Genomic DNA, 24,291 nt, shown 5'->3' with positions numbered 1-24,291 from the left:
AATGCAGGAGAGTCTGGGACCCCGCCATGGGGGTTTTATGGAGCCCGTGTGGAGACTCTATGGAGAATCCCCAAGGCCTTTGTGGCAAGAGAGCTTGCTCCCTCGCCACATCCGCAGGTCAAGGCAGGCGCAACGTCACCTGGACGCCGCCGGGCACGTTGTCGATCCGCAGTTGGCCGCCATGCAGCTGCACCACCTCGTCGACGAAGTTCAGCCCCAGGCCAGTGCTCTTGCGCCCGCTGTCCGGGCGCGGCAGGGAATAAAAACGCTCGCACAGGCGTGGCAGGGCGTAGTCAGGAATCGGCTCGCCCCGGTTGAACAGCTCCAGCTCCACGCCGCCTTCCGTAGGCCGGGCAGAGAATCGCAGCGAGCCCTGGGGCGGGCTGAAGTCCAGGGCATTGGCCAGCAGGTTGCCCAGGGCCTGGCGCAGCAGGAAGGGCTCGCCGGACCAGGCCAGGTCCGCCGGCACCTGTTGCTCCACCTGCAACTGCTTGCCTTCGATACGCCCGTGCTGGCTGTCGAGCAAGTCCTGGACCAGGGGCGCCAGCGGCACCTTGACCCGCTCCTCCAGGCCCTGGCGTTGTTCCACCTGGGCCAGGTTCAGCAGGCGCTCGATCAGCTGCTGCATGCGTGCGCTTTCACTGTCGATATTGCCGACGAAGCGCTGGCGCTGGGCCTGGGGCATGTCTTCCTGGAGCAGCTCCGCCGCGCCACGGATCGCCGCCAGCGGGCTTTTCAGCTCATGGGTCAGGGTATGCACGTAGCGCTCGACATAGGCCTTGCCCTCCAGCTGGGTGCGCATGCGCTCCACCGCCGTGGCCAGTTGTTCCATCTCGCCGCCGCGATAATGCGGCAACTCGGCCCGCCGCCCTTCGCTCACCGCCAGCGCATAACCGGTCATGCGCCGCAGCGCGGCACTCAACCACCACGACAGCAAAGCGCCGAACAACAGGCCCATGGCAATCAGTCCGGCGCCGTACCACAGCAAGCGCCGCTCGGTGCGGTCGACATAGGGCTGCAACGAACTGTTGGGCTTGGCCACCGTCACCACGCCGATGATCTGGCCGTTGTCGCGAATCGGCGCGCCCACGTGCATCACCGAAGAATTCGGGTCATCGGCCACCGCCCGTGACGAGCGCGCGCCGTACTGCCCACGCAGGGTCAGGTAGACGTCGTTCCAGCGCGAGTAGTCCTGGCCCACCGCCAGGCCGCTGGAGTCCAGGACCACGATGCCCCGGGCGTCGGTCACGTAGATCCGGTGGTTGACCTGGTTCTTCGGCAGGCCCCAGATGGTCGCGGCCGGCTGGCGCTCGCCGTAGGCCCGCAGCAATTGCGGCCAGCGGTTCTCGCTGAGGGTGCCGGCCTTGAAGTCGTCGCGCAGGATCTCCGCCAGCAGGTTGGCGGTGTCCACCAGGGTTTCCTCGGTGGACTGGCGCACCCCGGGGCGGATCTCCTTCATCACCGTGCTCAGCACGAAATAACCGGTGAAGCTGATGAACAGCAGGTAGACCAGGAAGATCCGCAGGCCCAGGGTCATCAGGCGTGACTCGGGCTGTAGCTGTAGCCCAGGCCGCGATGGGTCTGGATCGGTTCGGCCTGGGCCGCCACCAGGCGCAGCTTGGCCCGCAGGCTCTTCACATGGCTGTCGATGTTGCGTTCGTAGCCCACGTCCGCCATCACCCCGAGGGCATCGAGCAACTGCTCGCGACTGAACACCCGCTCGGGTTGCTCCAGCAGGCATTGCAACAGGCGGAACTCATGCCGGGTCAGGCTCAGGGCCTGGCCGCGATAGCTGATCTGCACCCGCTCGGGATCGATGGTGAACAAGGCCGCCGCTTCCGACTCCGGTGCCGGGCGCGGGACCATGCGCTTGAGGATGGCCTTGACCCGGGCCGCCACTTCCCGCGGGCTGAAGGGCTTGACCACGTAGTCGTCGGCGCCGATCTCCAGGCCCACCACCCGGTCGATCTCGCCGTCCCGGGCACTGAGGAACATCACCGGCACCTCGCTGAAGCGCCGCAGTTGCTTGCAGGTTTCGAAACCGCTGATATCCGGCAGGCCGATATCGAGGATGACCAGGTCCGCCGGGGTCGCCTGCTGGTACTCCAGTGCCGCGCGTCCCAGGCTCAGCCAGGTGGTGCTGAAGCCTTCGCCCTGCAGGGCAAAAACCAGGGTGTCGGCAATCGCCGCTTCGTCTTCGACAATCAGGATATGGGGCATGGCATCCAGGCACGCAAATTCAATGGGCGAACGGTGCCGGATGCCTTATGGACAGTCAATCGGAGCTTGCACCGCCGCCTGCGCCGCGCGCCAGCCCAATCAGCAGTCAGGCTTGTCGGCGGTGTAGCGCCGTGCCGGGTTCACTGCCGCGCCGAATTCGCGCAGGGCCTTGGCGCCGATCAGCAGCGGATAGTTGAAGCTGCTGCGGTCGGTGAGGTTGACCTCCACCGTACGCTTGACGTTGCCCAGGCACATTTCCAGCTCCACCACCGGGCGCTTGGCGGCCTGGGGCTCGTCGCGCTCGTCGTCTTCGTCGGAACGGCTCTTGATCTTGCTGATCCGCGCCACCTTGTGTTCGTAGACCTTGTCGCCGGCATCCTTGGTGGCCAGGCGGAAGCGCACCCAGTTCTCGCCATCGCGGGTGAAGGTCTGGATGTCCCTGGCCGACAGCGACGCGGTCAGGGCCCCGGTATCCATCTTGGCGGCCAGGGTTTCGCCGATTTCCGGCAGGCGGATGTATTCATAGCGACCGTACAGGGTCGGCTCGGCGGCCAGGACCGGCAACGCCACAAGAGACAGCAGTGCAAGGACGGATTTCACGACGATGGATTCCTCGAGGAAAGGGGCTGCGGGATTTTAGACCGCCGCCGGGCGATTGGTTCGGACGCTGCCGCAACCAGTCTGCAGGACACTTGTAAAAAGCTTGTCACAGCGCAGGTGAAACATTCGTCAGCACACTAGAATTTGGCCTGCTCGCCGAAGCTGCTTATCATTGCGCGCCCCGAGAAATCTGAAGAGTGCCCTATGCGCCGACTGCTCACCGGCTGTCTCGTCACCCTGCTGCTTCTGCTCAACACCCTGGTGCTGTTCGGACCCTTGATGGTGTTCGCCCTGCTCAAGCTGGTCCTGCCGGGCCGCCTGCGGGACTATGCCTCCGGCGCGGTGATGTGGATCGCCGAGACCTGGGCCGAGATCGACAAGCTGATCTTCGCCACCTGCATCCCCACCCGCTGGGACATTCGCGGTGGCGAAGGCCTGCGTGAAGACACCTCGTACCTGGTGGTCAGCAACCACCAGTCCTGGGTCGACATCCCGGCCCTGATCCAGACCCTCAACCGGCGCACGCCGTTCTTCAAGTTCTTCCTCAAGAAGGAACTGATCTGGGTGCCGTTCCTGGGCCTGGCCTGGTGGGCGCTGGACTACCCCTTCATGAAGCGCTACAGCAAGGCCTTCCTGGCCAGGCACCCGGAACTGCAAGGCAAGGACCTGGAGATCACCAAGGCCGCCTGCGAGCTGTTCAAGCGCCAGCCGGTGACCGTGGTCAACTACCTGGAAGGCACCCGCTTCACCCCGGCCAAGCGCGAGCAGCAAGCCTCGCCTTTCCGCCACCTGCTCAAGCCCAAGGCTGGCGGCGTGGCCTTCGTCCTGGCCGCCATGGGCGAACAGCTGGACGCCATGCTGGACGTCACCGTGGTCTACCCCCAGGAACGCATTCCCGGCTTCTGGGACTTGATCAGCGGCAACGTGCCCAAGGTGATCATCGATATCCGTACTCGCGAGCTGGACCCGGCCCTGTGGCACGGCGACTACGAGAACGACCCGGCGTTCCGCCAGCAGGTCCAGGACTGGGTCAACCAGCTGTGGACCGACAAGGACCAGCGTATCGACGCGTTGCTGGCCGGGGCCGACTGAGCCCCATCCCGCTACCCTGGGGGCGCCGCCCCTAGGGCTTGAGCACCTGCCCGAGGATCAACAGCCCGGGAATCCAGCCGGTGCCGATCGCGCAGGCCAGGGTCAACAACGCCACCTGGCGCTGGATCTTGCGCGACAGCCCCAGCAGCAGGAAGAAGGTGAACCACAACAGGGTCCAGGCCAGCCAGTTGAGCGCGTTCCACACCCCGAAAGCCCCGCCCAGATCGCCCAGCGCCTGGATCGCCACCGTGGCCGCGGTGAGGCTGACGAACAGGCAGAACCAGCCCAGCCCCCGACCGTCGTTGCCCAGCCACTGGTTGGCCGCCACCCACAGGTAGGTGAACGCGAACAGCAGGGTCAGCGCCCCACCCCGCACCTCGCCGGCGAGAAAGATCATGTACAGGGCCACCAGCAGGCTCAGGCTGCCGACCAGGGCATTGATCACCGCGACCTCCCTGCCACTGATGCGCTCCATCAGCCAGATGCCGTTGACGAACAGCACGGCGCCCACGTACAGCAGAATCAATCCAAGCAGCATGACGATACCCTCGCGTTATTGTTGTTCTTGGCTCATTTGTCCGGGTGCTGGCGCAGCAGGTCCTGGGCGACCTTGAGAATCGGCTCCCGGCTCTTCATCGCCTCCTGGCAGAGGAACCCATGGGCCTGGCCTTCCTCCCAGCCATGCAGTTGCATCAACAGCACCTTGGCCCGGTTGATATCCACCTGGCTGGCCAGGCGTTCCTGCAACTGCGCGTGCTTGTGCTTGAGCTTGAACAGCTCTTCGCTGACCCGGCGCGCGGCGACCAGCGCCGGCAGGATCTTGTGCGCGTCCAACAGCTGGAGGATCACCCCGTGGCACTCCAGCTCGATGATCTGCGACAGCACCGCCGGGCTCTCGTACTCCACCAGGGCCACCACGGTGGTGCGCGGCGAGCCGCTGCCGACCAGCGCACTGATCTGCTCGTGATGATGGTTCTGGAAGATGCCGGTGAAGATCACGTCCACCGGCACATCGAAGTGCTTGGGTGGCGGCCAGATCTGGCGCACCGAACAACCGATACGGATCAGCTGCAACACCAGGGCATCGCTCAAGGCCCCGGGCGGGTTCAGCACCATCACCTGCAGCTCGCGCAGGGAACCGAGGATCGAGTTGGCGCTCATCGGTGCAAGCCCTCGCCCATGCTGGCGGACCAGTCGTCCAGGTTGTGCACCACCACGTAGGGGTCCGGCCGGATGGGCTCGGGGGATTGCCAGCGCACCTGGAACGTCCCGCGTGAATCGATCTCGGCGATGCGCGAGGTCAAGTGGCTGTGGTTGTTCTGCTGTTCCACCCAGATCGGTCCCTGGGGGGCGTCCAGGCGCTGGCGGTAAAGCTCGGGCTGCACCTGCTCCACCCGCCAGCCCTGGGCCGCTTGCATGGCCCGGCCGAGCATCAGGGTCTGGCAGTAGGCCGCCTCGGTCCACGCGGTGATGCTGACGTCCTCGGGAAAGAAGGCATTGCAGGCGCGGACGAACTCGCGACTGGCCGGGGTATCGATGCTGGAGAAATACGGCGCGACCACCACATGCCCCTCGGCCACCTCGCTGCCCATCTTGGCGATCTCCGCCTCGCTGGTGGTCAGGCTGGCGATCCGGGGCCGGGGCGCGTCGCCATAGCGCCGGGCAATGGCCCGGTACAGCTCGGCGGTGCCGGTGCCCACCACGGTGGAGAACACCACGTCGGCCTGGGCCTTGACGATCAGGTCCACGGCTCGCGCCAGGTCCTCGTCCGAGGGATACAGCGGGATGTAGATCTCCTCCAGCACCGTGCCGCCGTGCTGGCGATACAGGTGGCGCATCACATGGTTGCTCTCCCGGGGGTAGATGTAGTCCGAGCCGATGAACACCACCCGTTCCCCGTAGTGGCGGATCAGGTAGGCCGCCAGCGGCGCGCTGTTCTGGTTCGGGGCCGGGCCGCCGTAGATGATGTTCGGCGAATACTCGAAGCCCTCGTAGGGCGTCGGGTAGCAGAGTAGCGCGTCGGTGCGCTCCACCACCGGCATCACCGCCTTGCGCGTGTGGGACATGTAGCAGCCCACCAGCAGGCGTACCCCGTGGTTGCGGATGAACTCATCGGCGTACAGCCGATAGCGATCCGGATCGCCGCCGGGGTCCCGCGCCAGTGCCTGGATCGGCAGGCCGGCCACGCCGCCCTGGCGGTTCAGTTGCTCGATGGCCAGCAAGGCGCCGTAGCGCTGCGAACGCTCGATGTCGGCGGTGACGCCGGTCTCGGAAAACAGCAGCCCGATCTGGGGCTGGTCCGGATGTGAAACCATGAATGACTGCTCCTTGTTCGACGCGGCCTACTGGCGGCTGAACCCGATCCTGCCCTGCGCCATGTGCGCCGCATAGACCACCGGTGGCTCGCCCATGACCGGAGCGTGGTACTCCAGGAGGAATTCGGCCAGGGGCACTTCCAGATGCTGGCGCACGCTGCGGCGCAACGCACGGGCGCCGAACTGCCGGTCGAAACCGGCGCGGGCCACCTGGGCCAGCACCTGGGGCGTGGCCACCAGGCTGCAGCGATGCTTCTCCAGGCGCCGGTTGAGCCGCTGCACCTCAAGCGCCACCAACTGCTCCACCAGGCCACGCTCGATCCAGTTGAAGGTAATGATGTTGTCGAGACGGTTGACGAACTCCGGGGCGAAGGCCTTGAGCAAGCGGGCCCTGACCAGCTTTTCCACCGCCCGATGCCGTGAAGCCGCGGTGGAGGGCAGCAACCAGCCCAGCCAGCCCTTGCGCCGCTGGTCGTAGCCCTGGATCTCCCGGGCCGCGAGGTTGCTGGTCATGAAGATCAGGCTGTTGCGAAAACTGTAGCTGCGCTCGCCCGAGGCCACCGTGAGCATGCCGTTGTCCAGCACGTTGAGCAGCGCCTGGACCACCTGCGGGCTGGCCTTCTCCAGCTCGTCGAAGAGCACGATGCCGGGGCGCCCGAGGCTGCCGTCGAGCTTGTCCTGGTCGAACAGGGTATTGCCCTCCTTCGCCCCCACGTAGCCGGGCGGCGCGCCAGTGAGCGCGGCGGCATAGTGCTCCTGGGACAGGGTGTTCATGTCGATGCGGCAGAAGGCATCGGCATCGCCATGCAGGGCCCTGGCCAGGGCCCGCACGATCTCGGTCTTGCCCACCCCGGTGGGCCCCAGGAACAAGGCGGTGTAGAGCGGTCGGCGTGGATCGGTGATGTCTGCGCGCACCACCCGGAGCATGTCCTGGACACGGTCCAAGGCCTGGTCCTGGCCGAGGATCTCGGCGCGCAAACTGGCCATGATGGCCTCGATATCGAAACGGTAACGGCTGTGCAGCGCCGCCTGGCTGGCCAGGTGGGCCTGGACCAGCGGCGCATCGGCGCGGTTCTCGCTGGCCAGAGCCTGGTCCTGGGCCTGGCGACGCTGCGACTGCTCCAGCATGTCGGTCAGGAAGGGCATGGGAATGACTCCATCTTGCGCAGGGAAGAAAAGGACGCGGGCCGCCTGGCTGCGACAGCCCGCCGTTCAACCTGCCGCGCAGGTCAGGCCTCTTTCTCCACACCCTCGTAGGGCAGCCGCCCCACCGGGCACTGCGCAACGCCCGAGGTCGAGCGAGTGATCTTCTCGACGTTTTCCCGGGCCTTCTCGGCGTCGGTCACCCAGGTCTTGTAGAACTCGAAGGGGCACTCGGCCAGGCCACGGTCGCCCTCGCCGGAGTTGTTCAAGCCGGTGTAGCCGCGATGGAGGATCTTGTACAGGTGGTTCTGCGACTGATCGTTGGCCCGGGCATCACGGATCTGCGAGATCGACAGCTGGGCGTACTGGATGCCCATTTCCTCCTCGCCGCATTCACCGAGGGTACGGCCATCGAAACCGATGATCGCCGAGTGGCCGAAGTAGGAATAGACGCCATCGAAGCCCGCGGCATTGGCCACCGCCACGTAGGTGTTGTTGGCCCAGGCCATGGCCTTGGCCATCAGCACCTGCTGTTCCTTGGCCGGGTACATGTAGCCCTGGCAGCGCACGATCAGCTCGGCGCCCTTCATCGCGCAATCACGCCAGATCTCCGGGTAGTTGCCGTCGTCGCAGATGATCATGCTGATCTGCATGCCCTTGGGCCCTGTGCTGACGAAGGTCTGGCCGCCGGGGTACCAGCCCTCGATCGGGCACCAGGGGATGATCTTGCGGTACTTCTGGACCACCTCGCCCTTGTTGTCGATCAGCACCAGGGTGTTGTACGGCGCCTTGTTCGGGTGTTCTTCGTGGCGCTCGCCGGTCAGCGAGAACACCCCCCAGACGTTGGCCTTGCGGCAAGCACGGGCCAGCAGCTCGGTCTCGTCGCCGGGGATGGCGACCGCCGTCTCCATCATTTCCACCGGGTCGTACATGATCCCCTGGAGGCTGTACTCGGGAAAAATCACCAGGTCCATGCCCGGCAGGCCCTGCTTCATGCCGACCACCATGTCGGCGATCTTCTGCGCGTTGGCCAGGACCTCGGCGCGGGTGTGCAGGCGTGGCATCTTGTAGTTCACCACTGCGACGCCAACGGTATCGTTGCTACTGGAAATATCGCCATGACGCATATCTGATACCTCTATTTTTATTTTTTGCGGACGAAAAAAAGCCCTCCCGGGGATAACCCCGGGAGAGCTCATTTGCTCTTTGGCATGTACGACCTGGATGGATCGGCGACATCGACGCTGATGCGCTTTTCCTGATGGGGCTTATCTAAGCGCCGCGCCTGAAACCTTGTCAAGCACCGCGCAACCCCCGGCGCGCCAGCAGGATCGGCCCATGCCAAAAAGAACCCTCTAGCCCGGCACTTGCAGCGCCAGGCTTAGCGGGGATTTTTTTGTAAACGACGACACGCCCCCCTGCGAGGCGGTATCGGACAAGGTTCAGTCGAGGATCACATGGGGCAGGAAACGGCTGCTGTCCTTGGTGATCGGCGAATTGTCCTCGCGAATGCCGATCCCCGCCGGCCGGTCGCCGATCACCCAGCTACCGATCACGGTGTGGTTGCCGGCGAAGTTCGGCAACGGCTGGAACTGCTGGCGAATGCTCGGGCCCGCGCCGTAGGGCCCGGCCTCGCTCAACCGTTCGCCAGCGTTTGTACGGATCTGCACATTGGCGCCCTCCCGGGAAAAGAACGGCTTGCGTACCCAGCCCGGTTGCAGGTCGCCGGCCGGCTGCTCGTCGATGAACGCCGGCAGCAGGTTCGGATGCCCCGGATGACGTTCCCAGAGCAGGGCCATGGCGCCCTTGTTGGAGAGGATCGCCTTCCATGGCGGCTCGACGAAGCCGGTGCGGCTAGCGGCGATGGCCCGGCCATAGTCTTCGTTGAACATCTGCTCCCACGGATAAAGCTTGAACAGATTGTCGATGGGCGTGCCCTGCAGGTCGACGAAACGCCCGCCAGCATCGAGGCCGATGTCCTCGATATCGATCATCCGCGTGCGCAGGCCGGCCTGGCGGGCGATGTCGCGCAGGTACTCGACGGTGCCCCGGTCTTCCACCGAGCCACGGACCGAGGAGAAGTACAACGGCGAGCCGAAACCGCCCTGCACGAAGGCTTGCAGCAGCTTGTCCTCGATGCTGTTGAACTGGTCGCACCGCGCCGGCAGCTGGCCACGCTGCATCTGCTGTTCGAGCCAGACGTACTGGAAGAAGCTGGCCTCATACAGCGAGGTCGGGGTGTCGTAGTTGGTCTCCAGCAGCTTGGCCGGGCCGTGGCCGTCGTAGCACAGGTCCATGCGGCCATAGAGGTGTGGGTCGCGGCGCTTCCACGAGCTGCGGACCAGCTCGTGGAACGCCTCGGGAATGGCCAGGCGCTGCAGCAGCTCCTCGCTCTCCACCACCTCGGCCACCAGCTCCATGCACAACTCATGCAGCGCCTGGGTCGGGTCCTCCAGGTGCTCCTCGATCTGCCGCAGGCTGAACTGGTAATAGGCCGACTCGTCCCAATAGGGCTCGCCATCGAAGGTGTGGAAGGCGAACCCCAGTCGCTGCGCCGTGGCCTGCCAGTCCGGGCGCGGCGTGCTGTGGACCCGCTTCAAGAACCGAACCCCCAGCTGCTGTGGCCGGAGCTGGAGCTGGAGCCGAAACCGCCGCGACTGACCACCTCATGGGCACCGGAGAAGGAACTGCCCGTGCTGGTGAAGTGCTCGGGGCTGGAGATAGCGAAACGGCCGCTGCTGGCGCCGGGGAAGCTCTTGCCGCCCTCGACCTGCTGGGCGAGGGTACTCAAGCGTTCACCGCCCTGGGCGTCACGCTCCTTGTACAGGCCTTCGGTGAAGTAGCGTGGCTCAGGCGTCGAGTCCAGGCCGATCCAGCGCCAGAAACTCGAACCCGAAGAGCTCGAACCGTGACCACCGCCGCCGCTGAACGAGCTGCTGCCGCTACTGGAGCCCGTGCTACTGGAGCTGCTGCTGGAACTATCGGTCGCGGCCTGCTGCTCGTCCTCTGGAGTAACCGGCACCGTGCGATCAGTGGTCAGGGCGAACCCATAGAACATCGGCACATAGGCCCGGCCATCGCTGGAGATGGTGCAAGCGCCCGGCAGGAAATCCGCCTCGCAACGCTTCAGGTCCCAATAACGCGGACCCTCCTCCTGGCCATATGCCCAGGCATCGTGACGGGCGTCCAGGCAGATATCCATGGGAACCTGCGCCTGGGCGCACTCCTCTGGGGTGCTGAAATGCTGGACCTGGCGCACGACCCGGGTCGCCTGGGGCTGGCCATCACAGGCCGCCAGGGCGAACGGCACGCTGCCCAGCAGTACCAGGCGCACGCTTCTACTGCGTTTCATCGCTGCGCCCTCAGGTCGATGGAGTCATGCAGGCCGCATTCAGCAGGCCGACACCGACGGAAACCGCAGCCACCAGGATCGCCGCGGCGTTCTCCTGGTCGACGATGCGCCGGGACAAGCCCTTGAGCGTCAGGCTCACGGCCAATAGCGCCAGCAACTGCACCACGGCGGCAATCGCCGCCCAGAGCAGGAAGTCGATGATCGAGATGGAGTGGGAAATGGCGCTGGCCACCGGGATCGCGAAGCCCAGCAAGGCACCGGCCAGGGCGATGGCCGCCGCACTGTTGCCCTGGCGGATCAGGGCGAATTCGTTATGGGGCGTCAGGCGGGTGTAGATGAAGGCGTAGAGGGCGAAAACCAGGGCCGCGCCCAGCATGTAGAGGGTAAAACCAAGCACCGCATTGGCGGGCAGAGACATCTTCAGTGCATCCATGAACATCGCGTTCGGGCTTCCTTGGAAAACGGGGCGCGAGATATATCACAGGCCCGATTCGCCGAATACTGGAGGATTGGCCCCGGCACCTTGGCACCGGGGCCGTCGCCTTACTTGGCCACGCCCCAGATGCTGCTCAGGCTTTGCAGCAGCGAGCCGCCCACCCCTTGCTGGCCCAGGTACTGCAGGATCACCGGGGCGAATTGCCCGACCATGCCGCTGTCCATGCCCAGGGCGCTGAACGCATTGTTCAGGTCACTGGTGTTCTTGACATTACCCAGGGCGTTGTCCAGCCCGGCGTTCTGGCCCGACGACTGGCCGAGCAGGCCGCCCAAGGCACCGAGGCTGCCCAGGGCATTGCTGCCCGACAGTTTGTCCAGGCCCGGCACGCTCTTGCTCAGTTGCGAGTAGTCCGAGCCGCTCAGTTGGTTCTTCGCCAGGCCGAGCATGGCGCCGGTGCCGCCGATGGCTTGTTGGGGGGTGACATTGAGCTGCGAACCCAGGGCGCCGAGCAGGCCGGCGGTCTGCGAGGTCGGTGCCGCAGCGGCAGCCTTGTCGCCACCCTGCATGCCGGAAATGGCATTGGCCGCATCGTTCAGGCTGAAACCGCCGGCCAGGGCCGAACCGGCTGCCAGGGTCATCAGGGTAGCCAGGGCGAAACCGCGTGGAATATTCATCGAAACAACCTCATGGGGCGAGAAACCACCCGGAATCGAGTGGCGGGAAAACAGCCGTTGGACTCATGGCGCGGACGAATGTTCCGAGGGGCCGCAAGATCCATGGCTGCTTGAAATCTAGTCGAAAAAAGCTGCATCCAAGTGCCGGTGGTCTGCGTATACCCCACACGGGCAGAAATTGTCTGGCCGTACTCTCACAAGGATCACCATCATGAAGCGCCACTCGATCAAAGCCCCATTGATTGCCAGCCTGTTGAGCCTGACCTTGGGCACCGCCATGGGCCTGGCCAGCGTCCAGGCCGCCGAAATGAACCACGACACCGTCATGGTTGGCGGCCAGGCCATGCTGCCGACCAAGGACATCATCGACAATGCGGTCAATTCCGCCGATCACACCACCCTGGTAGCAGCGGTGAAAGCCGCCGGGCTGGTCCAGACCTTGAAGGGCAAAGGTCCGTTCACCGTGTTCGCCCCTGTCAATTCAGCCTTTGCCGCACTTCCTGCCGGCACTGTCGACACCCTGCTCAAGCCGGAGAACAAGGCAGCCCTGACCCACGTGCTCACCTACCACGTGGTCGCCGGCAAGCTGGACATGATGGAGCTGTTCAAGCGGATCCAGGCGGGCGGCGGCAAGGCCGAACTGACCACCGTGTCCGGTGGCAAGCTGTGGCTGATGATGAATGGCCCGCACAACATCCAGATCAAGGATGAGAAAGGGGGTGTCGCCGACATCACCACCTATGACGTCAACCAGTCCAACGGCGTGATCCAGGTGATCGACAGGGTGCTCTTGCCCAAAGGCTGAGTCCCGAGTGCCGGCCCCGTCCGTCGGGACCGGTACAGCCATGAGGTGGACGAAGGTGAATGGAACAACGACCGACCCTGGACTAACCTCAGGCTGCATGCCCTGTCGCCGGTCGTCATTTGCCCTCTTCCCGCTTGTCTGGAGAACCGCTATTTCCAGCCTCGATCCTGATCCTCTCAGACACTTGCTGGCCCAGTGTTCACTGGGAGACCGTCACGCTTTCGAGACGCTGTACCACAGCGTTGCTCCGCGCCTGCATGGCATTGCGCTGCACTTCATGGGGCGGCGGGACCTGGCCGAGGAGGTTCTTCAGGAAAGCTTCGTACGCATCTGGAACAACGCCACCCACTATCAGCCGCACCTGTCGGCCCCCATGACCTGGATGATCAACATCACTCGCAACCAGGCCATCGACCAGCTGCGTAAACAACGTGAACGCCCCTTGCAGGATCACGAAGAACAACAGTTGCTGGACGAGACGGCCTCGGCCCTCGACCAACTGGACAGTGCCCGACAAGCCAAGGCCCTGAACCGCTGCCTGGAAAGCCTAGAGGGGATGCAGCGCCAGTCCATTACCGTGGCCTATTTCCGGGGCCTGTCCAGCTCGGAGCTGGCCGAGTACCTGGCTGCGCCCCTGGGCTCGGTGAAGTCCTGGATTCGCCGTGGCATGGAACGCCTGCGCCGGTGCCTGGAATCATGAACTACCAAACCCCTGAGCGACGTCGCGCCCTGGCTGGCGACTACGCCATCGGCCTGATGCGGGGCGCTGCCCGGCGGCGTTTCGAGATGTTGTTGCTGGACGATCCGGCACTGCGCCAAGAGCTGGCGCAATGGCAGGAGAGCCTGGGCGCGCTAACGGACGCCTTACCGGAGAAGGATGTGCCGGAGCGTGTGTGGCACAACATCCAGGCACGCATCGAACCACAAGTGCTGCACCTGCCGAAAAAGAATCCATTGTGGATACGCCTGCGCCTGGCTCTTGCCGCCTGTGCCGTGCTGGCAACCTTGTACATCGGCTTTATCCAGCAGCACGACCAGGTGCGCTACAGCGCCACGTTGCTCAGTGCCGAGCAGCAACCGGCATTGCGCATCCTGGCCCACGCCCAGTACCTGCAAGTCGAGCCATTGACCCTCCCGGCGCTGGGTCTGGATCGTAGCCTGGAGCTGTGGGCGATTACCGCCGACGGCAAGCCAATCTCCCTTGGCGTGGTGCCGGTCGGAGGCAAGGGCAGAATCAACCTGAGCCAAGCCCAGCGCACTCTGCTGGGCGCGCCGATTGCCCTGGCCGTGAGCCTTGAGCCCTCCGGTGGCTCGCCGACCGGGCAACCGACCGGACCGGTGCTGTACCGGGGGCAGTTGGCAGCGCTCTGACGTGCCCCTGTACCGGCAGGGCCCCTTGTTGCATCCGGCTTGCCAGCAAAACGGCGCACGGTACACTTCGCACGCCAAAACCAGGGCCATGGTTGCATGTGCCTGGTTCCAGACTGGCCAACGCCGCACGGAAGCGCCCAATGAAACCCATGCTCTATTGCTGCACCCTGCTAGCCCTCACGGCCTGCGTGGCCATCTGGCGCATCGGCACCCCGGTCGATGGCGCCTCCTGCCCGGGCTCGCCCGTGGTCTCCGGCCCCTTGAGCGAATTCATCGACCAGTATGTCAACGACAGCCAGGGCGCCGACTGGCGAGACGACGGCGGGCCCCTGGGTATTCTTCAAGACCCGGCGGCCCAGGCGATCGTCCAACGGCCCGCGGCCCACTACTGCGAAGCGCTGGCGCTGCTGGCCGACCCGCAACGCAGCGAGACGCAAAAGGTGCATGCCACGGCCTTGATGCTCGCGCTGCCCATCGATCACTACCTGGGCTGGATGGACGCCACCCACGGGCTGTACCAGCGTGGCGCCATCGGCCAGGCCGTCATGCAGCTGGTGGTGTTCCCAAGGAGTACGGCGCTCGACTATTGGTGGCTGCCGCAATGGCGTTCGCGTTTCCAGCGCGATGCGCCGGGCTTGTATGACCCGGCCTTCGTCAGCCAGGTGCTCAACGGACAGCACTGGTTCAGCTATCCCGGCCAAGGCTATTGATCCTGTGGCCGGTTGGCGGGCCCGACAATGAACTGGCGACAACCTCGCTTCGTGTAGCCGCTGCCGCAGGCTGCGCACGGCACGGGCCGCCAGGCCTGAGTCCAGGGTGTGACTGATGCAACGCGGGGGGTGGTTGGCGGGCGCTGCGTGCCCGTACGCAGCCTCGCTGGTGCTCGACAGCGGCGACAGGGTTCGGCAACGAAAAAGGGCGACCGTGGGTCGCCCTTTGTCGCTATCGCAGGGTTCAGGCGGCGCTGAACAGTTTGTGCGGGTCGATGACGAATTTCTTCGGCACGCCGGCATCGAACTCGCCGTAGCCACGTGGCGCGTCGTCGAGGCTGATGACCTGCACGCCCACCACTTCGGCGATGTTGATCCGGTCCCACATGATGGCTTGCATCAACTGGCGGTTGTACTTCATCACCGGGGTCTGGCCGGTATGGAAGCTATGGGACTTGGCCCAGCCCAGGCCGAAGCGAATGCTCAGGCTGCCCAGCTTGGCGGCGGCATCCACCGCGCCCGGATCTTCGGTGACGTACAGCCCGGGAATACCGATCTTGCCCGCCACCCGCACCACGCCCATCAGCGAGTTGAGCACGGTGGCCGGGGCCTCGTGCTGGGCACCGGCATGACCATGGCCACGGGCTTCGAAGCCCACCGCATCCACCGCGCAATCCACTTCCGGCTCGCCCAGCAAGGCGGCGATCTGCTCGTGCAGCGGGGTGTCCTTGGACAGGTCGGCGATCTCGAAGCCCTGGGCCTTGGCATGGGCCAGGCGCACCGGGTTGACGTCACCGACGATCACCACCGCCGCCCCCAGCAGGCGCGCGGAAGCAGCCGCCGCCAGGCCCACCGGGCCAGCACCGGCCACATACACAGTGCTACCGGGACCGACACCGGCGGTCACCGCGCCGTGGTAGCCGGTAGGCAGGATGTCGGACAGGCAGGTCAGGTCGCGGATCTTCTCCATGGCCTTGTCGCGATCCGGCAGCTTCAGCAGGTTGAAGTCGGCGTAGGGCACCAGTACGTACTCGGCCTGGCCACCGGTCCAGTCGCCCATGTCGACGTAGCCATAGGCACCGCCGGCGCGGGCCGGGTTGACGGTCAGGCAGACCCCGGTGTGCTGCTCCTTGCAGGAACGGCAGCGCCCGCAAGCCACGTTGAAAGGAACCGAGACCAGGTCACCGATCTTCAGGTTCTCGACGTCGCTGCCCTTCTCGATCACCTCGCCGGTGATCTCATGGCCCAGCACCAGGCCGACCTGGGCGGTGGTACGGCCACGGACCATGTGCTGGTCCGAACCGCAGATATTGGTGGAAACCACGCGCAGGATGACACCGTGCTCGATCTTCCTGCCGCGTGGGTCCTGCATTTTCGGATAGTCGATCTTCTGTACCTCGACCTTGCCGCTGCCCAGATACACCACACCACGATTACCAGACATGCTTGTCACCTCTGTAGTTGTTGTTGTGACGAAAGTGGAGCCAGCTTCAAGCGGCAAGCTTCGAGCCGCAAGAAGAGTACACACCGCGTTCTTGCGGCTTGGAGCGTGTCGCTTTTTTGCCTGTCGCCTCTCGCTTGCAGCTTGCCGCTTGAGGCTTGTCGCTTGGTTTAAAGCACTACCGTGCGATTGCCGTTGAGGAACACCCGCCGCTCGATGTGGTAACCCACCGCCCGGGCCAGGGTCAGGCATTCGATATCGCGGCCCTTGGCGATCAGGTCCTCGGGGTAGTAGCTGTGGTCCACCACCTCCACGCCCTGGGCGATGATCGGGCCCTCGTCCAGGTCGTTGTTGATGTAGTGGGCGGTGGCCCCCACCAGCTTCACGCCCTTGTTGTAGGCCTGGTGATAGGGCTTGGCACCCTTGAACCCCGGCAACAGCGAGTGGTGGATGTTGATCGCCTTGCCGTCGAGCTTGCGGCACAGGTCCGGCGACAGCACCTGCATGTAGCGGGCGAGGATCACCAGCTCGGCGCCGGACGCCTCGATCACCTGCCATACCTGGCGCTCCTGGCCCGGCTTGTCGTTGGGGTCGAGGGGGAAATGGTGGTAGGGAATCTGGTGCCAGTCGGCCAGGGGCTTGAGGTCCGGGTGGTTGGACACCACCGCCACCACGTCCATGGGCAACTGGCCGATACGCTGGCGATAGAGCAGGTCGTTGAGGCAGTGATCGGCCTTGGAGACCATGATCACCACCTTTGGCCGGTAATGCGGGGCCGTCAGCTCGAAGTTCATCTCGAAAGCCCTGGCGCGCTCGGCCAGGCCCTCACGAAAGCCCTCCTCGTCGAGGCCATCGGGCTGGCGGAACTCCACGCGAATGAAGAACCGCCCCGAGAGCCGGTCGTCGAAGGAGTGGTGCTCGGTGACGTAGCAGCCCTGCTCGAACAGGAAGCGGGTCACCGCATCCACCGTGCCGAGCACGCTGGGGCAGTCGGCGGTCAAGATCCATGTGTCGGGGGCGCGGCTCATGCTGGACAACTCCTGTTCTTGATAGGCAACCGCTAGGCGGTCGAATCGCGGGCAGCCTCGCTCCTACAATCCGGCCGCAGGCGCGAGGCGTGCCCGCGACAAGGGCTTGGCAGGCTGCTAGGCCTGAACGCTGAGGCCGTATTCGGCGGCGGCATCCTGCAACCACAGCCACCAGTAGTCTGAGAAGCTGCGGCGCACCAGCAGTTCCCAGGTTTCCTCACCGGTGCGGCGGATCACCAGCTGCGACTTGGCGAACACCGTGCCCACCGCCTTGCCCACCGGGAAGTTGCTGGGGTGCACGTCGTAGCTGGTGGACTTCATCAGCACCCGGCGCACATCGGGGCCGGACAGCTCAAGGATCTGCTGGCCACCGCTGACGTTGACGATCTGGATATGCAACTGGCCCAGGGCCTCGCGCAGCTTCTGCTCGGCGGCGAACTCCTCGCCACCGGGCACGATCAGCAGCCACTCGTCCGGTCCCAGCCATTGCAGGCTGGTCTCGCCCTTGCTCACCAGGGTCAAGGCGGCCGGCAGTTCCAGGCCCAGGGCCTTGTGCACCCCCGCGGCGAAGGCCGGGTCATGGCCATCGCCACGCAGGGTCAGGTGGCCGAGGAATTTCTTCTCGCGCAGGATCACCCCGGCGTTCTTGCGGCCCTTGCCCACCAGGCTCGGCAGGTCGGCGTGGTGCAATGGCGATTGCGCCTTGGCTTCGTCGTTCGGGCGCTGTTGGTAAACGTTGACTGCGGTCATAGAGCACCTGTCTTCAAATTCTTGCATCACACCCGTAGGAGCGGAGCTTGCCAGCGATGAGCACATCGCGCTCTGGCTGAGGCGCCGCACCTATCGTTTCGCGGGCAAGCCTCGCTCCTACGGGATCTGGTTAGACGTTCTGCCGATCGCCCTTGGGATCGAAGAACACCGAAGAAACGATTTCCGCCTCGATCACCCGGCCATCGGCCAGGGGCGCGAAGACCCGCTCGCCCATGCGCTTGAGGCCACCCTTGACCACCGCCAGGGCGAAGGAATACCCCAGGGAGTTGTGGGCGTAGCTGGAAGTCACGTGACCGACCATGCTCATGGGGATCGCCTGCTTGGGGTTGAACACCAGCTGCGCGCCCTCGGGCAGCCACTGGGTCGGGTCCAGCGGCTTGAGGCCCACCAGTTGCTTGCGTTCCTCGCGCACGCAGTCCTCGCGGTTCATCCCGCGCCAGCCGATCCACGAGAACGGCTTGGTACGGCCCACGCACCAGCCCATGTTCAGGTCGTCCGGGGTCATGGAGCCGTCGGTGTCCTGGCCGACGATGATGAAGCCCTTCTCGGCCCGCAGCACGTGCATGGTCTCGGTGCCGTAAGGGGTCAGGTTGTATTTCTTGCCCGCCTCGACGATCTGCTCCAGCACGCCCATGGCGTAGTTGGCCTGGACGTTGACCTCGTAGGACAGCTCGCCGGTGAACGAAATCCGGAACACCCGGGCCGGCACGCCGCCCACCAGGCCTTCCTTCCAGGTCATGAACGGGAAACCGTCCTTGTCCAGGTCGATGTCGGTCACTTCGCTGAGCAGCTTGCGGCTATTGGGGCCCGACAGGGTCAGGGTGGCCCAGTGGTCGGTGACCGAGGTGAAGTACACCTTCAGCTCCGGCCATTCGGTCTGCTGGTAGATCTCCAGCCATTGCAGCACGCGGGCCGCGCCACCGGTGGTGGTGGTCATCAGGAAGTGGTTGTCGGCCAGGCAGGCGGTGACGCCGTCGTCGAAGACCATGCCGTCTTCCTTGCACATCAGGCCGTAGCGGGCCTTGCCCACGTCGAGCTTGGTCCAGGCGTTGGTGTAGATGCGGTTGAGGAATTCACGGGCATCCGGCCCCTGGATATCGATCTTGCCCAGGGTCGAGGCGTCCAGCAGGCCGACGCTGTCGCGTACTGCCTGGCATTCGCGCTTGACCGCGGCATGCAGGTCTTCGCCGTTCTTCGGGAAGTACCAGGGCCGCTTCCACTGGCCGACGTCTTCGAACTTGGCGCCGTTCTGCACATGCCAGGCATGCAGCGCGGTAAAGCGCACCGGCTCGAAGATATGCCCGCAATGACGACCGGCCACGGCGCCGAAGGTGATCGGCGTGTAGTTCGGGCGGAACATGGTGGTGCCCATCTGCGGGATGCTGACGTTCAGCGAACGGGCGGCGATGGCCAGGCCGTTGACGTTGCCCAGCTTGCCCTGGTCGGTGCCGAAGCCCAGGGCGGTGTAGCGCTTGACGTGCTCCACCGACTCGAAGCCCTCGCGGGTCGCCAGTTCGATGGCGGCAGCGGTGACGTCGTTCTGCAGGTCGACGAACTGCTTGGGCGCCCGTGCGGTGCCTTTTTCGTGGGGCACCTGGAACAGCGCCAGGGTGGGCTCTTCATGCCGGGCCAGGGCCTTGGGCAACACACCCTCGACTACCTGGAACCCAGCCTCGCTGGCCGCGCGCACGCCACCTTCGAAACCATCGGCCAGGGAGTCGCCCAGGCTGTAGACACCATTGATGCCGCCCACGCACACGCGTTTCTGCGGCGCTTCGCCCGGTACGAAACCGAGGATGTCTTCGCGCCATACCGGCTTGCCGCCCAGGTGCGAAGCCAGGTGCACCACCGGGCTGTAGCCGCCGGAGCTGGCGATCAGGTCGCAGTCGAGCCACTCGCCGGGGCTGGTGACCTTGTGCGCCTTGACGTCGATGGCCGCCACCCGGGCGCCGGTCACGTGCTTGCTGCCGCGGGCCTCGATCACCGCGCTGGACGTCAGGATACGAATGCCCTTGGCCCGTGCTTCCTCCACCAGGGCGCCACGGGGGTTGTGCCGAGCATCGGCGATGGCCACCACGTTCAGGCTGGCGTCGAGCCAGTCCAGGGCCACGCGATAGGCATGGTCGTTGTTGGTGGACAGCACCAGTTTCTTGCCCGGGGCCACGCCGTAGCGACGCACGTAGGTGGAAACCGCGCCCGCGAGCATGTTGCCCGGTACGTCGTTGTTGCCGTATACCAGCGGCCGCTCGTGGGCGCCGGTGGCCAGCACCACACGCTTGGCCCGCACCCGGTGGATGCGCTGGCGCACCTGGCCGATGGGCGCACGGTCTCCCAGGTGGTCGCTGAGGCGTTCGTGAATGGTCAGGAAGTTGTGGTCGTGGTAGCCGTTGACCGTGGCCCGTGGCAGCAGGATCACTTCCGGCAGGGCCTTGAGCTCGGCCAGGGCGCTGGCCACCCACTCGGCGGCAGGCTTGCCGTCCAGGCTCTCGCGGCTGTCCAGCAGGCTGCCGCCGAACTCTTCCTGCTCATCGGCGAGGATCACCCGCGCACCGCTGCGAGCGGCAGCCAGGGCGGCGGCCAGGCCCGCAGGCCCGGCACCGACCACCAGCACGTCGCAGTGGTGGTTCATGTTGTCGTAGCTGTCCGGATCGTTCTCGGTGGGCGAGCGGCCCAGGCCTGCGGCCTTGCGGATGTACTTCTCGTAGGTCATCCAGAACGACTGCGGATACATGAAGGTCTTGTAGTAGAAGCCCGGCGGCATCAGCTTGCCGCCGACCTTGCCGAGAATCCCCATCATGTCGTTGTTGACGCTGGGCCAGCCGTTGGTGCTGGTGGCCACCAGGCCCTGGTACAGCGCCTGCTGGGTGGCCCGCACGTTGGGGACCTGGGTCGCTTCGGTGGCGCCGATCTGCAGCACCGCGTTGGGCTCCTCGCAACCGGCGGCGAAGATGCCCCGGGGCCGCGAGTACTTGAAGCTGCGGCCGATGATATCGACCCCGTTGGCCAGAAGCGCCGAGGCCAGGGTGTCGCCCTCGAAGCCCTTGTAGCTCTGGCCGTTGAAGGTGAAGGTCAGGACCTTGTTGCGGTCGATGCGTCCGCCGTTGGACAGGCGATTGGTCTGGCTCATACCTTCTCTCCCGCGGCCTTGGCGGTGAATTGCGGCTTGGTACCGATCTTGTAGGTTTCGAGGATTTCGTAGGTCACGGTGTCGCGGGTGGCGTTGAAGTACTGGCGGCACCCGGCGGCATGGATCCACAGCTCGTGGTGCAGGCCACGGGGGTTGTCACGGAAGAACATGTATTCGCCCCACTGCTCGTCGGTGCAGGCATTGGGGTCCAGCGGCCGAGGGATATGGGCCTGGCCGGACGAATGGAATTCCTCTTCGGAGCGCAGCTCGCCGCAGTGAGGACAGAAGATATGCAACATGGGGTTTCTCCTCTAAAGCGCCGTGAAAACGTAGCGAGCGAAGGCAAGACAAGGCAAAAACAGGGGAGAAAGCGGAGCTTAGTTTACTAAGTGAGCATTTCGAGCCTGTTTTTAACGTGGTATTGCCGAGCGCAGTAGTTTTCACGGGGCCTTTAGTTAGTGGGCGACGGCCGCAGCGCCATGTTCGTCAATGAGGGCGCCGTTGTGGAAACGGTCGATGGAGAACGGCGCGGCCAGCGGGTGCATCTCGCCCTTGGCCAGGCTGGCGGCGAATACGTTGCCCGAGCCCGGGGTGGCCTTGAAGCCGCCGGTACCCCAGCCGCAGTTGAAGAACATGTTCGGCACCGGGGTCTTGGAAATGATCGGGCAGGCATCCGGGCTGGTATCGACGATGCCGCCCCACTGGCGGTTCATGCGTACCCGGGAAAGGATCGGGAACATCTCGACGATGGCCTGGATGGTGTGCTCGATCACCGGATAGGAACCGCGCTGGCCATAACCGACCCAACCGTCGATGCCGGCGCCGATCACCAGGTCACCCTTGTCGGACTGGCTGATGTAGCCGTGCACCGCGTTGGACATGATCACGCTGTCGATGATCGGCTTGATCGGCTCCGATACCAGCGCTTGCAGCGGGTGCGACTCGATCGGCAGGCGAAAGCCCGCCAGCTTGGCCATGTGCCCGGAGTTACCGGCGGTGACCACGCCCACGCGCTTGGCCCCGATGAAGCCCTTGGTGGTCTCGACGCCGATGCAGGCGCCGTTTTCCTTGCGAAAGCCGATCACTTCGGTCTGCTGGATCAGGTCCACGCCCAGGGCGTCGGCGGCCCGGGCGAAACCCCAGGCCACGGCATCGTGCCGGGCCACGCCGCCACGGCGCTGGACGGTAGCGCCGAGGATCGGATAACGGGTGTTCTTCGAGCAGTCCAGGTAGGGAATCTCGTCCGCCACCTGCTGGGTGTTGAGCAGCTCGCCATCGATGCCGTTGAGACGGTTGGCGCTGACCCGGCGCTCGGAGTCACGGATGTCCTGCAGGGTGTGGCACAGGTTGTAGACCCCGCGCTGGGAGAACATCACGTTGTAGTTCAGGTCCTGGGACAGGCCTTCCCAGAGCTTCATCGCATGCTCGTAGAGCTGCGCCGACTCGTCCCACAGGTAGTTGGAACGCACGATGGTGGTGTTGCGCGCGGTGTTGCCGCCGCCCAGCCAGCCCTTCTCCACCACCGCGACGTTGGTGATGCCGTGTTCCTTGGCCAGGTAATAGGCCGTGGCCAGGCCATGGCCGCCGCCGCCGACGATGACCACGTCGTAGACCTTCTTCGGGGTCGGCGTGCGCCACATGCGCTGCCAGTTTTCATGGTGGCTGAGAGAGTGCTTGAAGAGGCCGAAGCCCGAGTAGCGTTGCATAGTCATTGCTCCAATGGCGGCTCTCAGCGGTAGACCGGGAAATCGGCGCACAGGGTCGCCACCTGGCGGGCGACATTGGCCTCGACATCGGCATCGCCGAGGTGATCGAGGATGTCGCAGATCCAGCCGGCCAGCTCGGTGCACTGGGCGACCTTGAAGCCACGGGTGGTGACCGCCGGGGTACCGATGCGCAGGCCGGAGGTGACGAACGGCGACTGCGGGTCGTTGGGCACGGCGTTCTTGTTCACGGTGATATGGGCGCGGCCCAGGGCGGCATCGGCATCCTTGCCGGTCAGGCCCTGGCGGATCAGGCTGACCAGGAACAGATGGTTATCGGTGCCGCCGGACACTACATCGTAGCCACGTTTGACGAACACGCCGGCCATGGCCTGGGCATTGTCGACCACCTGCTTCTGGTAGGCCTTGAAGCCAGGCTCCAGGGCCTCCTTGAAGCACACCGCCTTGGCCGCGATCACATGCATCAGCGGGCCGCCCTGGGCGCCGGGGAACACCGCGGCGTTGAGCTTCTTCTCGATCTCCTCGTTGGCCCTGGCCAGGATCAGCCCGCCACGGGGACCGCGCAGGGTCTTGTGGGTGGTGGTGGTGACCACGTCGGCGAACGGGATCGGGTTGGGATACAAGCCGGCTGCCACCAGCCCGGCAACGTGGGCCATGTCGACGAACAGCAGCGCCCCGACCTTGTCGGCGATCTGCCGGAAGCGCGGGAAATCCAGGGTCTTGGAATAGGCCGAGAAGCCGGCGACGATCATCTTCGGCTGGTGCTCCACGGCCAGGCGCTCGACCTCGTCGTAGTCGATCAGCCCGGTGTTGGTGTCGATCCCGTATTGCACCGCGTTGTACAGCTTGCCCGAGGACGACACCTTGGCCCCGTGGGTCAAGTGCCCGCCGTGGGCCAGGCTCATGCCGAGGATGGTGTCGCCAGCCTGCAGCAAGGCCAGGTACACGGCGCTGTTGGCCGACGAACCGGAATGCGGCTGGACGTTGGCGTAGTCGGCACCGAACAACTGCTTGGCCCGCTCGATGGCCAGGGCCTCGACCTTGTCCACATGCTCGCAACCGCCGTAGTAGCGCTTGCCCGGGTACCCTTCGGCGTACTTGTTGGTCAAGCCGCTGCCCTGGGCCTGCATCACTCGCTTGCTGGTGTAGTTCTCCGACGCAATCAGCTCGATATGGTCTTCCTGGCGCTGCTCCTCGGCATTGATCGCCGCCAGCAGTGCATCGTCGTAGCCCTGGATCTGGTCTTGCTTGCTGAACATCACGTCTCTCCCAGCGGCGGCGCTGCGCCTTTCGTCTCGGTGAGGCCAGCCCTGAAGCTGCGCCCTTTGGATGCGATGGTATGACCGCCACGCAGAGCCCAGATGCCTATGGACGCCACGCAAAGATGCGTTTACGACATACCCCGGCGCCCACAGACAAATGCACCGGACAAAGGCTCTAGCCCCAGCCTCCCACCCCCACGCCCCACGGCCGCTACGCGCC

Annotated in this window: 24 protein-coding genes; 5 read left to right on the top strand and 19 right to left on the bottom strand. The window is 65.1% G+C overall.

Annotation, left to right across the window (positions count from 1 at the left end; genetic code table 11):
• Window positions 1-118 precede the first annotated feature (118 nt).
• The 3 genes from creC to CAG11_RS27005 form a co-directional block, all read right to left on the bottom strand.
• Window positions 119-1,537, bottom strand: coding sequence for a two-component system sensor histidine kinase CreC (gene creC, locus CAG11_RS27015; RefSeq protein ID WP_085599071.1), 1,419 nt, complete (start codon window positions 1,535-1,537; stop codon window positions 119-121).
• The gene (creB, locus tag CAG11_RS27010; protein ID WP_085599069.1) at window positions 1,537-2,220 is read right to left on the bottom strand and encodes a two-component system response regulator CreB; all 684 of its coding nucleotides are present in this window, start codon (window positions 2,218-2,220) and stop codon (window positions 1,537-1,539) included. The genes creC and creB overlap by 1 nt, the downstream gene beginning before the upstream one ends.
• A 99-nt stretch (window positions 2,221-2,319) precedes the next feature.
• Window positions 2,320-2,820 (bottom strand): ATP-dependent zinc protease, encoded by a 501-nt coding sequence (locus tag CAG11_RS27005; protein ID WP_085599067.1) that lies wholly within the window; start codon window positions 2,818-2,820, stop codon window positions 2,320-2,322.
• Between the two features lie 204 nt (window positions 2,821-3,024).
• Between CAG11_RS27005 and CAG11_RS27000 the strand changes: the two genes are divergently transcribed.
• Window positions 3,025-3,912 (top strand): acyltransferase, encoded by an 888-nt coding sequence (locus CAG11_RS27000; protein ID WP_085599065.1) that lies wholly within the window; start codon window positions 3,025-3,027, stop codon window positions 3,910-3,912.
• A gap of 31 nt (window positions 3,913-3,943) precedes the next feature.
• On the opposite strand, the gene CAG11_RS26995 is transcribed toward CAG11_RS27000, so the two are convergent.
• From CAG11_RS26995 to CAG11_RS26955, 9 genes are all read right to left on the bottom strand, one after another.
• On the bottom strand, window positions 3,944-4,450 hold the full coding sequence (locus CAG11_RS26995; RefSeq protein WP_022641486.1) for an AmiS/UreI family transporter: 507 nt from the start codon (window positions 4,448-4,450) through the stop codon (window positions 3,944-3,946).
• A gap of 32 nt (window positions 4,451-4,482) precedes the next feature.
• Entirely contained in the window at window positions 4,483-5,073 is a 591-nt protein-coding gene (locus CAG11_RS26990; protein WP_085599063.1) for an ANTAR domain-containing response regulator, read from the bottom strand.
• On the bottom strand, window positions 5,070-6,227 hold the full coding sequence (gene amiC, locus CAG11_RS26985) for an aliphatic amidase expression-regulating protein AmiC (protein WP_085599061.1): 1,158 nt from the start codon (window positions 6,225-6,227) through the stop codon (window positions 5,070-5,072). The genes CAG11_RS26990 and amiC overlap by 4 nt, the downstream gene beginning before the upstream one ends.
• A 27-nt stretch (window positions 6,228-6,254) precedes the next feature.
• Entirely contained in the window at window positions 6,255-7,373 is a 1,119-nt protein-coding gene (locus CAG11_RS26980; protein WP_085599059.1) for an AAA family ATPase, read from the bottom strand.
• 83 nt (window positions 7,374-7,456) lie between these two features.
• Window positions 7,457-8,497, bottom strand: coding sequence for an aliphatic amidase (locus tag CAG11_RS26975; RefSeq protein WP_085599057.1), 1,041 nt, complete (start codon window positions 8,495-8,497; stop codon window positions 7,457-7,459).
• A 315-nt stretch (window positions 8,498-8,812) separates the two neighbouring features.
• Window positions 8,813-9,970, bottom strand: a complete 1,158-nt coding sequence (locus tag CAG11_RS26970) for a glutathionylspermidine synthase family protein (RefSeq protein WP_085599055.1) — start codon at window positions 9,968-9,970, stop codon at window positions 8,813-8,815.
• Window positions 9,967-10,722, bottom strand: coding sequence for a DUF1190 domain-containing protein (locus CAG11_RS26965; RefSeq protein ID WP_085599053.1), 756 nt, complete (start codon window positions 10,720-10,722; stop codon window positions 9,967-9,969). Before CAG11_RS26965 ends, CAG11_RS26970 begins: the two co-directional genes overlap by 4 nt.
• A 10-nt stretch (window positions 10,723-10,732) precedes the next feature.
• Window positions 10,733-11,161: a DUF350 domain-containing protein gene (locus CAG11_RS26960; RefSeq protein ID WP_022641493.1), complete on the bottom strand. Its 429-nt coding sequence runs from the start codon at window positions 11,159-11,161 to the stop codon at window positions 10,733-10,735.
• Between the two features lie 104 nt (window positions 11,162-11,265).
• Window positions 11,266-11,832: a DUF2780 domain-containing protein gene (locus tag CAG11_RS26955; protein ID WP_085599051.1), complete on the bottom strand. Its 567-nt coding sequence runs from the start codon at window positions 11,830-11,832 to the stop codon at window positions 11,266-11,268.
• 211 nt (window positions 11,833-12,043) lie between these two features.
• Between CAG11_RS26955 and CAG11_RS26950 the strand changes: the two genes are divergently transcribed.
• From CAG11_RS26950 to CAG11_RS26935, 4 genes are all read left to right on the top strand, one after another.
• Complete coding sequence (locus CAG11_RS26950; protein WP_085599049.1) at window positions 12,044-12,637, top strand: fasciclin domain-containing protein; 594 nt, start codon at window positions 12,044-12,046, stop codon at window positions 12,635-12,637.
• A gap of 55 nt (window positions 12,638-12,692) precedes the next feature.
• The gene (locus CAG11_RS26945; protein WP_371857919.1) at window positions 12,693-13,337 is read left to right on the top strand and encodes a sigma-70 family RNA polymerase sigma factor; all 645 of its coding nucleotides are present in this window, start codon (window positions 12,693-12,695) and stop codon (window positions 13,335-13,337) included.
• Window positions 13,334-14,008 (top strand): anti-sigma factor domain-containing protein, encoded by a 675-nt coding sequence (locus CAG11_RS26940; protein ID WP_085599045.1) that lies wholly within the window; start codon window positions 13,334-13,336, stop codon window positions 14,006-14,008. Before CAG11_RS26945 ends, CAG11_RS26940 begins: the two co-directional genes overlap by 4 nt.
• A gap of 140 nt (window positions 14,009-14,148) precedes the next feature.
• Window positions 14,149-14,718 carry a hypothetical protein gene (locus CAG11_RS26935; protein ID WP_085599044.1) on the top strand — a complete coding sequence of 190 codons (570 nt, stop codon included), beginning with the start codon at window positions 14,149-14,151 and terminating at the stop codon, window positions 14,716-14,718.
• Between the two features lie 244 nt (window positions 14,719-14,962).
• Here CAG11_RS26935 and fdhA read toward each other — a convergent pair whose 3' ends face one another.
• The 7 genes from fdhA to CAG11_RS26900 all read right to left on the bottom strand — a co-directional run bounded on the left by fdhA (window position 14,963) and on the right by CAG11_RS26900 (window position 24,068).
• Entirely contained in the window at window positions 14,963-16,162 is a 1,200-nt protein-coding gene (gene fdhA / locus CAG11_RS26930; RefSeq protein WP_031320644.1) for a formaldehyde dehydrogenase, glutathione-independent, read from the bottom strand.
• 167 nt (window positions 16,163-16,329) lie between these two features.
• Window positions 16,330-17,187 (bottom strand): formyltetrahydrofolate deformylase, encoded by an 858-nt coding sequence (gene purU / locus CAG11_RS26925; protein WP_085599042.1) that lies wholly within the window; start codon window positions 17,185-17,187, stop codon window positions 16,330-16,332.
• Window positions 17,188-17,304: 117 nt separating this feature from the next.
• A complete protein-coding gene (locus CAG11_RS26920; protein ID WP_085599040.1) occupies window positions 17,305-17,937 on the bottom strand; it encodes a sarcosine oxidase subunit gamma in 633 nt (210 codons plus the stop codon).
• A 130-nt stretch (window positions 17,938-18,067) separates the two neighbouring features.
• Window positions 18,068-21,085, bottom strand: coding sequence for a sarcosine oxidase subunit alpha (locus CAG11_RS26915; RefSeq protein WP_085599038.1), 3,018 nt, complete (start codon window positions 21,083-21,085; stop codon window positions 18,068-18,070).
• Window positions 21,082-21,384 carry a sarcosine oxidase subunit delta gene (locus tag CAG11_RS26910; protein WP_085599036.1) on the bottom strand — a complete coding sequence of 101 codons (303 nt, stop codon included), beginning with the start codon at window positions 21,382-21,384 and terminating at the stop codon, window positions 21,082-21,084. The genes CAG11_RS26915 and CAG11_RS26910 overlap by 4 nt, the downstream gene beginning before the upstream one ends.
• A gap of 156 nt (window positions 21,385-21,540) precedes the next feature.
• Window positions 21,541-22,791 (bottom strand): sarcosine oxidase subunit beta, encoded by a 1,251-nt coding sequence (locus CAG11_RS26905; protein WP_022641501.1) that lies wholly within the window; start codon window positions 22,789-22,791, stop codon window positions 21,541-21,543.
• 23 nt (window positions 22,792-22,814) lie between these two features.
• Window positions 22,815-24,068, bottom strand: a complete 1,254-nt coding sequence (locus CAG11_RS26900; RefSeq protein WP_085599034.1) for a serine hydroxymethyltransferase — start codon at window positions 24,066-24,068, stop codon at window positions 22,815-22,817.
• Between the last annotated feature and the right edge of the window lie 223 nt (window positions 24,069-24,291).

This window comes from Pseudomonas sp. B6(2017) (assembly GCF_002112765.1).
Lineage (GTDB): Bacteria > Pseudomonadota > Gammaproteobacteria > Pseudomonadales > Pseudomonadaceae > Aquipseudomonas > Aquipseudomonas piscis.
Note: the sequence above shows the minus strand (reverse complement) of the source record. Positions and strands in the feature narration are given on the sequence as shown.

Coding starts and splice junctions, on each gene's coding strand:
- creC (WP_085599071.1), bottom strand. CDS start 1,537: ATGACCCTGGGCCTGCGGATCTTCCTGGTCTACCTGCTGTTCATCAGC.
- creB (WP_085599069.1), bottom strand. CDS start 2,220: ATGCCCCATATCCTGATTGTCGAAGACGAAGCGGCGATTGCCGACACC.
- CAG11_RS27000 (WP_085599065.1), top strand. CDS start 3,025: ATGCGCCGACTGCTCACCGGCTGTCTCGTCACCCTGCTGCTTCTGCTC.
- CAG11_RS26995 (WP_022641486.1), bottom strand. CDS start 4,450: ATGCTGCTTGGATTGATTCTGCTGTACGTGGGCGCCGTGCTGTTCGTC.
- CAG11_RS26990 (WP_085599063.1), bottom strand. CDS start 5,073: ATGAGCGCCAACTCGATCCTCGGTTCCCTGCGCGAGCTGCAGGTGATG.
- amiC (WP_085599061.1), bottom strand. CDS start 6,227: ATGGTTTCACATCCGGACCAGCCCCAGATCGGGCTGCTGTTTTCCGAG.
- CAG11_RS26980 (WP_085599059.1), bottom strand. CDS start 7,373: ATGCCCTTCCTGACCGACATGCTGGAGCAGTCGCAGCGTCGCCAGGCC.
- CAG11_RS26975 (WP_085599057.1), bottom strand. CDS start 8,497: ATGCGTCATGGCGATATTTCCAGTAGCAACGATACCGTTGGCGTCGCA.
- CAG11_RS26965 (WP_085599053.1), bottom strand. CDS start 10,722: ATGAAACGCAGTAGAAGCGTGCGCCTGGTACTGCTGGGCAGCGTGCCG.
- CAG11_RS26960 (WP_022641493.1), bottom strand. CDS start 11,161: ATGTTCATGGATGCACTGAAGATGTCTCTGCCCGCCAATGCGGTGCTT.
- CAG11_RS26955 (WP_085599051.1), bottom strand. CDS start 11,832: ATGAATATTCCACGCGGTTTCGCCCTGGCTACCCTGATGACCCTGGCA.
- CAG11_RS26950 (WP_085599049.1), top strand. CDS start 12,044: ATGAAGCGCCACTCGATCAAAGCCCCATTGATTGCCAGCCTGTTGAGC.
- CAG11_RS26940 (WP_085599045.1), top strand. CDS start 13,334: ATGAACTACCAAACCCCTGAGCGACGTCGCGCCCTGGCTGGCGACTAC.
- CAG11_RS26935 (WP_085599044.1), top strand. CDS start 14,149: ATGAAACCCATGCTCTATTGCTGCACCCTGCTAGCCCTCACGGCCTGC.
- fdhA (WP_031320644.1), bottom strand. CDS start 16,162: ATGTCTGGTAATCGTGGTGTGGTGTATCTGGGCAGCGGCAAGGTCGAG.
- purU (WP_085599042.1), bottom strand. CDS start 17,187: ATGAGCCGCGCCCCCGACACATGGATCTTGACCGCCGACTGCCCCAGC.
- CAG11_RS26920 (WP_085599040.1), bottom strand. CDS start 17,937: ATGACCGCAGTCAACGTTTACCAACAGCGCCCGAACGACGAAGCCAAG.
- CAG11_RS26915 (WP_085599038.1), bottom strand. CDS start 21,085: ATGAGCCAGACCAATCGCCTGTCCAACGGCGGACGCATCGACCGCAAC.
- CAG11_RS26910 (WP_085599036.1), bottom strand. CDS start 21,384: ATGTTGCATATCTTCTGTCCTCACTGCGGCGAGCTGCGCTCCGAAGAG.
- CAG11_RS26905 (WP_022641501.1), bottom strand. CDS start 22,791: ATGCAACGCTACTCGGGCTTCGGCCTCTTCAAGCACTCTCTCAGCCAC.
- CAG11_RS26900 (WP_085599034.1), bottom strand. CDS start 24,068: ATGTTCAGCAAGCAAGACCAGATCCAGGGCTACGACGATGCACTGCTG.